Origin of the sequence: Methylacidiphilum kamchatkense Kam1 (genome assembly GCF_007475525.1) — a bacterium.
GTDB classification, from domain to species: Bacteria; Verrucomicrobiota; Verrucomicrobiia; order Methylacidiphilales; family Methylacidiphilaceae; genus Methylacidiphilum; species Methylacidiphilum kamchatkense.
The window spans coordinates 872191-884855 of the sequence record NZ_CP037899.1 but is presented as its reverse complement, the minus strand read 5'-3'; the positions used below and the strand labels follow the sequence as shown (position 1 = coordinate 884855).

Below are 12665 nucleotides of genomic sequence, written 5' to 3'. Positions count from 1 at the left end.
AAAATCAAACAAAGTAATAGACTTAAAACTTGATTTTTTAATGCTTCCGCCTCATTTTTAGACTACCTATCTTTTTAAAATAGATACTGCGGGTGTAGCTCAGTTGGCAGAGCGCAACCTTGCCAAGGTTGACGTCGCGGGTTCAAATCCCGTCACCCGCTCATTTTTAATACAATCTTTCCAATCCTAACCCTAGACGACTATCCCAATGATCCTCAAAGCTATTTGCCAGGTTCCAGGTTTTGAGAATAAAAATAAGGATCAATCGAATAACACCAAATCACTAGATAGAGCCTAAGAAAAAATGCTCAATAAAGCTTCTCTATCGATGATTCAATATGCTGCGTTACTTTTTAGAAATGATATAAAGTAAGGCCGTATCCAAAATCATCCAGAGGAGAGATAAGATAAGGACAATTTCCACCGCAATAAAGAAATTCGTCGCAATAAACTCTCTTGCAGAATTGTAAGATTGTTCCACTCTATCCAACTTCACTTTTACCGCCGAAGCAATATCATCGATATCAAATTCCTTTTCTACATATTTATAAATCGTTCGTAGATGCCAATCGGATGCTATCTGGTTTACATTAGCAAAAACCGAATAGATGGATTCAACAATTGAAAGCTTGTCTTGCACAAAATTCATGCCTTCTTCAGAAAATTTCTGATATCTCTGAGGCATCATCCAAAATTTATACCAAGGAGGCAGATGAGCTAGAATAGATTGAGCTTTATCCAGTTCTCTATCCAATAAAAAATTATAAGAACGTAAATTCCAATATAGAGCATATACCAGTCGTATAATGTTCAAGATGACTTGAGATTCGTAAGAAGAAATGACAGCTCCGAACCGTTTAATCAAAATCAGTTCATTTTCATAATAGCCAAAATTGATTAGCTTTTCATTTTCCATAACAAATTGGGATAAGCTATCGTAATTGGCTTCACCAGATACTATGCCATAAAGCCGTTTGTAATGCTGTTCTAGAAATTTTTCTGCGTCTTTGACACTCCCTGGCTCTAAAGAAAATACAGGAAATAGATCTAATTCCTCCAGCCGATAGACATACTGATAACTAGCAAACACCTTAGCTTGCTCAATCAAACCGTTGACAAAGGTTTTAACCCAAGACAATATGCCCATTGAACCGACACTAATCGATTTTACCTCCGTTGCAAAGAATGTGAGAAACCCCATTTCTGCTTCCATTGGAAAGGATACCTCGATTAGACCAACGCCAAACTTATAGATTTGGGTAACCACTTGAGCTTTTGCCGTCATTTTGTCTTTAAAAGAAATAAGTTGCGTGGTTCTTGTTGAAATTTCTTTCACTATTCTATTAGCTTCCTCTCCCCCAAACTCAAGTTCTAAGCCTAAATCAAAAGGAATAAGAATGGAAACCTCTGATTTCATAGTTGGAAATAACAAAAGGAATTTTAAAAATATACCCCAGTGTGAAGAAAAATGGAAAAGCCAATTGTAATTACAAATCTACGGGTAATTTTCCTTTCCAGCATAAGACAGTAGCAGAAAAAAGTTCCAGGGCAAAAGGCAAATAACCGAGATATCCTAAAACAGGCATTTCAAATATTGGGAAAAACCCCAAAAAGGGAATATGATAGACCCATTTAGGATCTGAATTCCAATTCCAGCTTTCCCAACATAATCCACAAATTAAGACGCCAATAGCCAAAGAAATAACCCCTCTCCATTCACCTTGAGGTAAATCGCCAAAAAGAATCGATCTTTTTTTAAACTTCGCATTAAGTGGCTCTGTTAAAAAGAAAAGAAAAATCCAGCATAAAGGATAAAATAGACGAGGAAAGCATAAAAGAAGCAGAAGAAAACCTAAGCCTAAAACAAAAATCCATCCTTTGGACGGAACGGAAATTGCAGGCCCTTTTTTTAAATTTTCAATCCATCTCCAATGCCTGACCCATTCAGAAGTGGTCAAAACAGCGGGTATAACGGTAGAAAAATTCAAAGAGGCAAACAAAAAATAACTAATAGGGCCAAACTTATGGGAGCCTACGTACTCCCAATTTTGGATTCTGAGATTGATCCCTTCGAATAGCCACCAGAAAGGAATGGACAACAAAAAGAACAAAAGATAAGAAAATCCAGCCCTTGTCAGAGGAGATTCTCCTCTTTTCATAACTAGCAAGCCATCGATCGTTAAAATGTATCCAATCCACAAAAAGAAAAAGAAATAATGAGTTCGAGCTCCTTCAAGGATCCCATTCAGAATCCAAGAAAAAGCCAAGAGGATGATTCCAATATAAAAATGGATCGCAGCCACAGCTTTAGCGCACTCCACTTTCATCTTTAAAAAACAGGAATTAAAAACCCACAATACGAATCAAAGAATCGCTATTAGTCTGCACACTACCGGCTCATTGTAGCCATCTTAAATCTTATTTGCTGGGCAAGACGAGGATCCATACCTTCCAATTTTGACAAATCCTTATCCCTCTGGCTATAATCATGGAGATGGTTTTCAAGAAAAACGAGATTGATTAATGGTCGAATATCACCAGGGAGGGTTTTCTCAGCTTTCCGCCACGCTTCAATTGCTTCAGGATAAAGGTGGAGTTCTTGATACAGACAACCCAAGTTAAACCATCCTATGCCAAAATCTGGATCTAGATTTACAGCTTTTTTGTAAGCATTCATTGCAACCAATCTTTCTCCTGCTCTCTGACTGAGGACACCAAAATTAAACCATCCATCTCGATCTTTAGGATTTAACTCTATGACGCGCATAAAACAAGCTCGAGCAAACTTTTCCTGCTCCATTTTCAACAACACTAGACCAAGGTTATACCACACGGCCTCATTCGTAGGCTCCAAAAGACTCAGTTCCGTATAAGCTTCAGAAGCCTGCTCCCATTTGGAAAGTTCTCTATAAGAATCAGCCATTCCTACCCATGCTCGTATAGATTGTGGATTTAATCTTGCCGCTTTTGTAAAAGCACTGATAGCTTGTTCCCAGTGATGAATCTTTTGATAGATTTCACCCATTAAAATCCAGGCGCTAACATGCCTGGGTCGATTTTCCACATAACTTTTCAGTTCTTCTACCGCTTTTTCGTATTGACCAATTTTATCCAAACATATCCCTAAGGGATAGGCAATTTCCTTCGAAAGGGCCCCTTCTTCTCGTGCCTGAAGCAATGCATCAATAGCGGGATTCCACTCCTTCTTCCCAATTAATATTTGAGCAAATAAAACCGGATAATGATAATCGGAAGGATTCATGGCAATAGCTTTTCTGGCAGCAAAATCTGCCTTATCCCATAAAGATAACCTTAAATAATTTGCTGAGGCAGCAGCCCAGGCGACATCTAATTTTGGATAGAGCTGAATCAAAATATCAGCGTTCTTTTCGATCTCATTTTTTTGAATTCCTTGCCATAAATTTCTCCAATAGGTAGAAGAGGAGAGTAAGGAATTTTGCTCTCCTTTTTTCCTAATCGCTTCTAAGTTTTCTTGCCAAAAGGCAAACTCAACAAGCCGATCTGCTTTATCTAAGATTTCCAAAGGACCATCAAGCACTCTTACCCTAACTAAGCCATTTTGAAGGTCGATCCAATCAACGATTCCAATAGTTTGACCTTTTTCATTGATGATGGGACTACCAAGCAACACGCTTGCGGTTGGACCCTCAAAAAAAATATGCTCGTTATCTTTTTGTGGCATTTCTTTTGGAACATATTTTGCAATTCTTCTAGGTTCCTCAGGGGTAGGAACAGGAATGTAAAATTCATTTCCTCCATTGGCAGGCCAACTTTCTCTTGAAACTATTCTTAGCGCCGAAAGGGATTTGCCTTCGACTTGAAGCAAGAGAAAGTTTTTTTCTGGATCCTTCACAATCCATCCTAGATATTGCACAGGTCGAAAGTCCCATCTCTTTACCTCTTTAATTTTCCCTTCCCCATTAAAAACATCAGATAAGGTTAGCACTTTACCATCCGCGGAGAGAACTATGCCTCTGATCCAATGAGTCATTCCATTCGAATTGACAAGAGAGAAATCAACAATTCTTGACGTCCAAAATTCGGAGTCAAAAGAGGATTCTTCTTCGGACTTAAGGGTTGAAAAAGATAAGACACTCAAAACGAGATAAAAAGAAAAAAGATAGTGCCAATCATAAATACGAAAACAGGATAGTTTCACAACAGACTAGGTGATGAAAATTTATACCCATATAAACAAAGCCAAGTTAAAAATAAAGAAAAACTTATTATTAAAATTAAAAGAATGAATCGAACTGTTTTTAGTTTTCCATCCACCGATAAAGTCTGCAAGTACTTCCTTATGGGAAAAGAAGGTGGATTCCATCCTTCTCTGGTCTGCCTCGCCTACAAATCAGTCTTATCCAATCCTCACATATCGTAAAAAAGAAAGGCATAAAGAATCTGCTCATGTCCTACAAAAAATTTGTCTAAGTGCTTAGAGCAAGCTCCCATCACTTTCGATGTGAATCTAACAAAGGCCCAACAGCCTGAACAATCTTTTCAAGGGCAGGCCGCAATGCATTAATATAATCTTCATTAAAGTCTCGATACCCATCATAAAGCCAAACATGGGCTCTTTGAACATTCCCAAAGGAACCTAAGTGAATAGCTTTTGAGTCTTTTGAAGGATAAAAGTCAGCAAAAAGTCGAACAACGATATCGGTAGCAGCATTCGTACCAATAAAAGAATATCTCCAGCGTCCTAAATCCACCCTTATAATTGGTATGCCTTCCTGAGCCTGACTAAGTTTATCGATCCTCTTTACCTCCAAAGAAGGATAAGCCTTTTTAAAGGCAGCAATCGTTTCTTGATAAAGAATATCCCTTTGTGAGAGATAATCATACCTCGATAAAACAAACTCCGGCGGCCTGTTAAACCATGCTTCATGAACAACTAAAACATAGATGGTTTTATTATAGGCGTTCTTTGAAGTTTTTCCTATGCTTTTGGGAAAAACATCAAAGAGAAAAACAAAAAAGAATAACAGCAAAAAACAAGGTTGAGCCTTTCCTCGCACTTATTAAATTAGCCTCTTTTTTTTAGAAAAACAACCTCAATGGAGGATAATTCCTCCCCAGAGATAACATTTTCTTGTTTGTCCATACAAGCAGCTCATTCCTACACCTTTATTGAAAACTAAGAGTAATTGGTGTGGTAAATCATAAAAGAGCAAATTGTATTGGGATGGCTAATCAAGAGGCCCGCTCATTCTTCAACTAGTGCTCGGATGACTATTTCTACTCTGCGATTTTTGGCTTGTTCTTCAATCGATCCCCTTGGATTCACAATGGGATGACTTTTCCCATACCCAGTAGAATGGAAATTATACATTCCTGCAGGCAGATGAGCTTCTAGCCATTGTTGGACAGCAAAGGCTCTTTGTTCGCTTAACTGTAAATTATACATATTATCACCGAATGTGTCCGTATGCCCACCGATTTCAACATCGGCCCGATGATATTTTTTTAAGATTTCTAGCACTTGGAAAAGAAGTGGTTCCGCATCGGCTTTTATGTTTGCCGAATCGAAATCAAAAAGGATATCGCTTGGCAAACGCAAAACTACGGGCTGTGGAATCCTTGGATCAAAATTAGCAGCCGCTTTGAACTGTGTTTGAATGTCATCCACTCCTGGTATGCCTTCTCCTCCGCTTGTCCCTGTTGGATGCGTCCCCGCTTGACCAGCTGCACTCGCTCCTGGAATTGGATCATGTCCAAGACCTGAAGGTAGAATATTATTTGTATTTGGCACACCGGATGAGGAAGGCCCGGTTATGAGATGAGAGATCATGGATTGAAGCTGAGATTTAGCATCCTCTTCATAGGGGCTTACGGCCGTAGGAGGAGTCGGAGATAAAACAGCAACTTCAGGCGCTCCCCCAGGAACAACCGATGGCATTGGGATCCTAACCGGATTGGCTTGTGTGATGTCTTGAACCAAAGGATTAATAGCCTTGATCTGTTTCGGAGCTTCCAGAGCAGGAATGGGAGTAACCGATGGGCTTTTGGTTTCGGCTCTGGCTTGAAAAATGGAAGCCGGCAACTCAGCCCTTTTTAGATCTATCCTCCTATTGAATTTTTTCGTCGTATAAGGCACAGAGAAATTTTTAATCCGCAACGGACCGACTGTTAAAATTAGACCTAAATGCACGAGCAGAGAGAGAATAACAGCTAAGGTGACCGTTTTCCTATCTAAGATTAGGGAAATGGAATGGAATGGTTCTGTTTTCATTAGGCGTCCGGTTTGAACTGCGGGTATTTTTCTTTTAGTTTTTTTTCCCAAAAAGCGGCCTGATCATTGTCTCCAGCCTTAGAAAAAGAAAAAGCAGCTTTTTGCATGGCTTTGGGAGTAATCGTATCGTCTTGATAAATCAAACTCAAAGTCGTGTAGGCTTTTGCTGCTTCCCGATAATTTTTTTGGGCCAAATAGTTATCTCCGATAAGCATCCTAGCTTTGGCATTATTTTCTCCTTCAGGTTCCTTTAACAATACCTCTTCTAAGTTTTTCTGTGCCTCGGCAAATTGCCCTAGAGCAATTTGTGTCTCAGCTAAGCCTAAGAGGACAGGCGAATTGGAAGCGTTTTGAGGATCTGCTTTCTGGAATTCAAGATAATAAGCATTTGCCTCTTTCCAATTCATTAGCTTGCGTTCTGTTTCAGCTAGTTGCCAAAGACTTGAAATATAATATTTATCTTTAGATGGAGCAGTTTGAATGACTTTTTTAAAATAAAAAACGGCTAAATCGAGTTTTCCTTTTTGTAAAAGTCGAGAAGCGATCCAATAGTAAAGCTCGGTTGGGATTGCTTCAGCCCCTTTTTTATAATTGTCTTCGTAAGATTGGACATAGGAGCACACTTTCTCAACATCGTCTTGGTGATAGGCAATCCAGGCAAGCATCAGGGTAGCTGCCAAGTAGAGTTTTTCAGGTTCCGCTTCTCTAGCTAAAGAAAAATACTCTTTTGCCGCTTCATACTGTTTATTTTCATATTTTGATTGTCCGACAATCCAGGCTGCAACACCACGATAAGAAGAATGTGGATATTCGCTTAAAACTTTCTGCATAGTCTCCGCAGCCAAGCTATTTTCTTTTAGATCGTATGCTAAAATGCCGATTTGCTCAAGGCAACTTTGCCTTTCTGGATCAGTTCTTTTAACGGCTCCAAGAGCTTCCTGCCAGTATTTCAATGCCTCTTTCTTTTCTCCCACTTTCTCGAGGACACTCGCAAGATGCATCTTCACATGAACCATTTCCCTCGATTTGGGATATTCGGTTAAGAACTTTTTAAAAAGCTCTGCTGCTTCACTCCACTTTTCAAGACCATACAAAGAATTAGCTCGCCCAAGCAGAATAGCTTCTTTGGGGACTAAGTCCGAATGGGCAGATTCCAACTTTTCCCATATCGGAAGAGCCAAAGCAAATTTTCCGGTTCTGTTATATTCTTCTGCTTCCAAATAAAGTAGAGGATAAATATAAGGAGAGGAGGGATATTGTGAGAAAAATTGCTGGGCATTTTTTTCCAACGAACCTTGCTCTAGATAATAATTAGCTACAATTTTTCTGTATACAGCCAGATCAACCAAGGAGGATTTGGGATAATTGGCAAGAAATAAGTCAATAATCGAAAGAGCTTTCGAATAGTCTTTCGTCTCTATATAGGCAGTTGATAAATCTAGAAGAATTTTTTCTTTCTGGTTTTCTATAAATCCTTCCTTATGTTTTTCATAAAATTGAATAGCTTCCTTATATCGGTTTTGAGATAAGTAAAATTCAAAAAGACCGCTGTTAGCTATCCTATTCCATTCCGTATAGGGAGGTCCTCCTGAAGCTTGAGTGAAATAATGTTCGGCTTCTTTTGGCTGTCCAGATTTCCAAGCTGCCCAACCACAACGTGTCAAAGCTTTTGATTTTGTTTGAGGATCTTTACTTTCATGTAAAACAATAGACCAAAATTCTAAAGCATGTCCCCAATCGAAAATAGATTCATAATATGTTGCCAATACCGCAGCAGCCTCAACCCTTAGATCTGCGGATTTCTCAACCAATTCTCTGAGTCTACACACTCCTTTTTCTTCTTCACCTATTCGAAGTTGACACAATGCAAGAAGAAAACTAGCAGCATTGGCTGTCTGAGGATCGGCTTTTTCCACTGCTATTTTAAGCGCTGCAGCCGCTTGTGCAAAATTACCTAATTCTGATAATAACTTGCCTTCCCAAAAATAGGCTGTGGGTGCAAAAGCACTTGATGGATCGCTTTGAACAAGCATTTGATAAATTTTGATTGCATCCTCTTTTCTTCCAATCAGCCGGTAGCAATCAGCCATTGAATAAAGTGCTTCAGTTTTTTTCCCTGGAGATAATAACGGCAGTATTCTATAAAATATCTTTATTGCCTCTTCATACTCACCTTGCCTATAAAGCGCTATCGCTCTATCTAAATCAACATCAGCCGTAGGAATGATTTCCACACTCTGAGCCTGTTTCTCAGTACGAGCCAAAAGCATTGCATTCGATATCCAAAAAAGAAAGAGGATAACAAAGAAATACAAGCTGATAAGAAGCGGTCTGTTCCAAGATCTTTTACTACATTTCATTCCTTTACATCTTCGGAACCTTTATAAAATTTTAACCATCTTTCTTTCATTGTGAAGAAGTCATATCGGGTCGGTTTGTCGCAAAGGCAATATTCCAGGCATTAACCGCGCGACAAACATCCAATACTTTGATCACTTCTTTGTAACTTGTTTCTTCATCAGCACGAATAATTATTGCCTGATCAGGGTATTGCTGAATCACTCCTTTGATAATTTCTTCTAGTTCTTTGGCTGAAACAACCCTATGATTTAAATTGACTTGCCCATCTTTGGTAATATTGATGATCACTTCTCCAGGTAACCTCTTGGGTAACTCTCCATTTTTCGCTTTGGGTATTTTTACTTCTAGATCAGCTTCATAGCGGGCTAAATTCCAAGTCAAAAGGAAAAAGGAAAGCAAAAACAAAATTACATCAATCATGGGTGCCAGCTGTAAGCCGATCTGTTCAACCCCTACTCTTTTTCTGAAATTCATACGTTAAACTTCTCCACTCCGTTCCTTATCCTTCCTTATTTTCTTCCCTCGATTCTTCACTTGATTCATCCACATCATAAGATCCAGCAGCAAAAGCTTTGACTTCTGGTGCAGGCTTATGCTGGATTTTCTTATTCAAAAGGTAAATTTCTTGAACCCAAATGACTGATCGCTCTTCAAACACAGAGATTAGATATTGAACTCTTCCCCTAAAAAAAGAATAGAAAAACATTGCCGAAATGCCAACAATCAATCCAATAGCAGTAGAGACAAGAGCTTGAGATACCCCTCCAGCAAGCAAAAGTGTCCGCATTGGCGAAGGCTCGGCAGCGATCGATCCAAAAGATCTTAATATCCCAATGACCGTTCCAAAAAGACCTAACATTGGAGCAATCACTCCTGCGTCAAGCAAATAAAGTATTCTTTGGTTAAGTAGAGAGGAAAATCCGCTTCCAAAAGCTTCAGCTACGGAAGTCACTGATTCAAGATCTGCATCTTTATGCTTAGATAAAAAATTCAATACTTCTTTTAAAAGACGGGCACAGCCTTCGGATCGGTTTTTTATTACTTCTGCAACTAAAAAAAGATCCTGTTTCTTAAGAGCATTCTCTATCCTTCTGTCAAGATCCTTTGTCCAAACAGCTGATAGTCGTATAGAAGCAAAATAGTAGAAAATTAAGGCAACAACCAAAAAAGAAATTAAAAAAAGAGGCAGTATAACCCAACCACCCGATTTTAGCAGATCCAATACAGTAATGGGTTTCGACGCTCCCTCTTCTGCCAATACACCTAAAAAAGGAAAAACAACATCCAACAGATAGGTAATTTTCATAGATAACAACTATTTATACTCGCATAGGCTTCTTGATAATTAAAAAGAAATTACAAGGAAAAGTCATGAATTCTTTCTTTTTTAGTTTATCAAATAAGATTCCTTTGGCAATCTTGATTGAATATTGAAAAAAGCTAGTATTTTTTTTATTGGCTTTTAAATAAAATTGAAAATCAACGTGAAGTACAAATCTCTTTTACTTATTGGTGCTCCTGGTTCTGGAAAAGGAACCCAAGGAAAAATCTTAGGAACGATTCCTGGGTTCTTTCATTTTTCATCTGGAGAGCTTTTTCGATCCGTGGATAGAAATAGCGCTATCGGCAAGACATTTTTGGAATATTCTTCAAAAGGCCTACTTGTCCCAGATGATATTACTATCCAGCTTTTTAACTCTTATATTGATCAAATGATATCGGAAGGCAGATTTCGGCCGAAAGTGGACTATTTGGTATTAGATGGTCTGCCAAGAAATGTTCGTCAATGGCATATTCTGTCTGAAAAAGTAGAAATTCTTTTTGTCTATCATTTGTACTGCTCGGACCGTAGTATCCTTGTTTCCAGACTTAAAGGTCGAGCTGTTCAGGATCATCGAGTGGACGATACAGAAGAAGTCATTAGAAAACGTTTCGAGATCTATGAAAGAGAAACAAAACCCCTCCTGCAACTTTTTTCCCCGAATCAACTCAAAGAAATCGACTGTTCTGCTTTACCCTACCAGGTTTTACGTCGGATCCTAGAACCCTTACCCTGACTCTTAATTGGGTATCTTTTTAGCTGGATTGATGGCTGAATGGGAAGTAAGTCGACCTTTAAATTGTCTCTTACAAAACCAGATCATTCCTATTAAATCGACAGTAGCTTGAATGGCCCTTTTCCATGAAATTACTTTGCTTTTGCCTGCTCTTCTTGGACGATGATTTACGGGGCATTCCCCTACCCTATACCCCATTGCTTGGGCAAGAGCCGGAATAAACCTATGCATGCCATTCCATCCAGGAAGTCTTTTGGCTAATTCAGACCTCATAACTTTCAGCGAACAGCCTGTATCACGCGTGTTATCACCTAAAAGAGAGGACCGTATTTTGTTGGCTATTTTCGAAGAGATTTTTCTAAACCAACTATCTTTTCTGTCGATCCTTAAACCGGTTATTAAATCTAATCCCTCCTCATTCAGCTTATAATATAATTTTTCCAGATCCCTTGGATCGTTTTGAAGGTCCGCATCCATAAAAGCTACATATCGACCGGAAGCTTGACTGATTCCAAAATACATAGCAGCACTCTGACCGCTTCTTTCTGTTAAATCTAGCCAAACGACTGGAAATCTAGGTGTTGCTGCTGGACGCTCATAACAATCCGTACTAGCATCGTTCACCATGATAATTTCGACATGAAGACCCAAAGCTGGAAGGCATTGGTCAAGCTCGGTCAGCAAAGCTGGAATATTTTCCGCTTCATTATGAAATGGAATAATAACCGATAGATCTACCGGTTCCGATCTCTCATTGGATGTCGTCATCATTTTCTATGGCCGCTCTTGGATCTTCCCCATGATATCCATGGCTACAATTTTGCTTTCAACAATATTAAAAGTAAAAACTGTTTTAAACGGAGTCTTTAGACTTTTCTATTACTTTTTCATAATATATTTTTAGTTTAATAAGTAGCCTTTCAAGCATTCTCCCCCTAAGATCTGGAGAAATATTTCCAGAAACAAGTATTTTATTTGTTTCATATGTGTGTCGAAGGGCCCATAACCAAAAAGGTAAGTCTATGTTTTGGGCTAGTTGCAAATTCTGCCCAAAAGCCCATTGATTCACAAGCTCCCCAGATTTTTTTTTGGGGTATAAAAAATAGCCCTCTTCTTTCAACATAAGCTTCAAATATTTTCCTTTACTTTGAACATCCAGCCAACCGTTCTTCAATAAAACCAATCCAAGACAAGCCCAGAAAATCCTTTGTGCTAAAGCAAGGAGGATTCCCATTTCTGAACCTCCCTCTTGCATCAAAATTTGCAATTCCACAAGAGCCAAATCGAATTTTGCGGAAATCACTAGATCACAAAGTCTCCAGATCACTGTTTCTCTTTTTCCACAAAGCAAATCGGAAATCTCTTCAGGTTGAATCTTTCCCTTTGTTCCGAGGAAAAGAGATAACTTTTCAATTTCCATGTCAAGTAACGAACGCTGAGCCCCAGCCTCCATTAATAATTGTTGGCCCAAACTTTGATCTGCCTCGATTCCTCTTTCTTCCAACTTCTCCATCACTTCCAATAAAGAGGAGGGATCCAAAGGATCTAGTTTATCAGTTAGTTCCACATGGAAATGAGTCTTTAGCTCTTGAAAAAGCTTCTTTCTTTTGTCGATCGACTCAGCAAGAATGACCACAATGAGTTCCTCAAGGGGATTTTCTTGTAGTAAGTTAAAAAATTGACGAATATCCTCTTCTATTCTTTTATCTGCCAAACCATTGGCAGCTAAAAAATTAGCCCCTTTCCAAAAAATTAGTTTCGTTGTAGCAAACAAAGAAGGAGTTACTATTTCCTCACGCAATCGCTCAAGCAAGGGTAATATTTCACTCTGACTCTCTCCTTCTTCTGCAATGTGAATAATCTCTAGATTAGGATCTTTAGCTCTAAAGGATTCAATGAGAGCCCTTGCCTTTTTTTGGGCTTCATAGAAATCCTCGCCACCAAAAATAAAAACTCGACTGTTAGCCTCTGTTTTGCTTTTCATAAATCAATAG

At 38.8% G+C, this 12665-nt stretch carries 11 protein-coding genes and 1 tRNA gene; 2 read left to right on the top strand and 10 right to left on the bottom strand.

Going from position 1 to position 12665, the window contains the following annotated elements; all coding sequences use genetic code 11:
* Positions 1–88: 88 nt before the first annotated feature.
* Positions 89–161, top strand: a tRNA-Gly gene (locus kam1_RS04200).
* 185 nt (positions 162–346) lie between these two features.
* On the opposite strand, the gene kam1_RS04195 is transcribed toward kam1_RS04200, so the two are convergent.
* From kam1_RS04195 to kam1_RS04160, 8 genes are all read right to left on the bottom strand, one after another.
* The gene (locus tag kam1_RS04195; protein WP_039721781.1) at positions 347–1417 is read right to left on the bottom strand and encodes a hypothetical protein; all 1071 of its coding nucleotides are present in this window, start codon (positions 1415–1417) and stop codon (positions 347–349) included.
* Between the two features lie 70 nt (positions 1418–1487).
* Positions 1488–2327 carry a hypothetical protein gene (locus kam1_RS04190; RefSeq protein WP_039721782.1) on the bottom strand — a complete coding sequence of 280 codons (840 nt, stop codon included), beginning with the start codon at positions 2325–2327 and terminating at the stop codon, positions 1488–1490.
* A 62-nt stretch (positions 2328–2389) separates the two neighbouring features.
* The gene (locus kam1_RS04185) at positions 2390–4180 is read right to left on the bottom strand and encodes a tetratricopeptide repeat protein (protein WP_039721783.1); all 1791 of its coding nucleotides are present in this window, start codon (positions 4178–4180) and stop codon (positions 2390–2392) included.
* A gap of 292 nt (positions 4181–4472) precedes the next feature.
* Positions 4473–5039, bottom strand: coding sequence for a hypothetical protein (locus kam1_RS04180; protein ID WP_039721784.1), 567 nt, complete (start codon positions 5037–5039; stop codon positions 4473–4475).
* A 188-nt stretch (positions 5040–5227) separates the two neighbouring features.
* A complete protein-coding gene (locus kam1_RS04175; RefSeq protein WP_052250509.1) occupies positions 5228–6253 on the bottom strand; it encodes an OmpA family protein in 1026 nt (341 codons plus the stop codon).
* Positions 6253–8613, bottom strand: a complete 2361-nt coding sequence (locus kam1_RS04170) for a tetratricopeptide repeat protein (protein ID WP_039721786.1) — start codon at positions 8611–8613, stop codon at positions 6253–6255. The genes kam1_RS04175 and kam1_RS04170 overlap by 1 nt, the downstream gene beginning before the upstream one ends.
* Before the next feature lie 46 nt (positions 8614–8659).
* Positions 8660–9088, bottom strand: a complete 429-nt coding sequence (locus kam1_RS04165) for an ExbD/TolR family protein (RefSeq protein ID WP_039721787.1) — start codon at positions 9086–9088, stop codon at positions 8660–8662.
* Positions 9089–9113: 25 nt separating this feature from the next.
* A complete protein-coding gene (locus kam1_RS04160; RefSeq protein ID WP_143958270.1) occupies positions 9114–9920 on the bottom strand; it encodes a MotA/TolQ/ExbB proton channel family protein in 807 nt (268 codons plus the stop codon).
* 178 nt (positions 9921–10098) lie between these two features.
* On the opposite strand from kam1_RS04160, the gene kam1_RS04155 reads away from it, so the two are divergent.
* On the top strand, positions 10099–10671 hold the full coding sequence (locus kam1_RS04155; protein WP_039721862.1) for an adenylate kinase family protein: 573 nt from the start codon (positions 10099–10101) through the stop codon (positions 10669–10671).
* Positions 10672–10674: 3 nt separating this feature from the next.
* On the opposite strand, the gene kam1_RS04150 is transcribed toward kam1_RS04155, so the two are convergent.
* Both kam1_RS04150 and holA read right to left on the bottom strand, forming a co-directional pair.
* Positions 10675–11442 carry a glycosyltransferase family 2 protein gene (locus kam1_RS04150; protein WP_039721788.1) on the bottom strand — a complete coding sequence of 256 codons (768 nt, stop codon included), beginning with the start codon at positions 11440–11442 and terminating at the stop codon, positions 10675–10677.
* Positions 11443–11524: 82 nt separating this feature from the next.
* On the bottom strand, positions 11525–12655 hold the full coding sequence (gene holA / locus kam1_RS04145) for a DNA polymerase III subunit delta (protein ID WP_039721789.1): 1131 nt from the start codon (positions 12653–12655) through the stop codon (positions 11525–11527).
* Positions 12656–12665 lie beyond the last annotated feature (10 nt).

Coding starts and splice junctions, on each gene's coding strand:
- kam1_RS04150 (WP_039721788.1), bottom strand. CDS start 11,442: ATGATGACGACATCCAATGAGAGATCGGAACCGGTAGATCTATCGGTT.
- kam1_RS04190 (WP_039721782.1), bottom strand. CDS start 2,327: ATGAAAGTGGAGTGCGCTAAAGCTGTGGCTGCGATCCATTTTTATATT.
- holA (WP_039721789.1), bottom strand. CDS start 12,655: ATGAAAAGCAAAACAGAGGCTAACAGTCGAGTTTTTATTTTTGGTGGC.
- kam1_RS04165 (WP_039721787.1), bottom strand. CDS start 9,088: ATGAATTTCAGAAAAAGAGTAGGGGTTGAACAGATCGGCTTACAGCTG.
- kam1_RS04170 (WP_039721786.1), bottom strand. CDS start 8,613: ATGAAATGTAGTAAAAGATCTTGGAACAGACCGCTTCTTATCAGCTTG.
- kam1_RS04175 (WP_052250509.1), bottom strand. CDS start 6,253: ATGAAAACAGAACCATTCCATTCCATTTCCCTAATCTTAGATAGGAAA.
- kam1_RS04195 (WP_039721781.1), bottom strand. CDS start 1,417: ATGAAATCAGAGGTTTCCATTCTTATTCCTTTTGATTTAGGCTTAGAA.
- kam1_RS04160 (WP_143958270.1), bottom strand. CDS start 9,920: ATGAAAATTACCTATCTGTTGGATGTTGTTTTTCCTTTTTTAGGTGTA.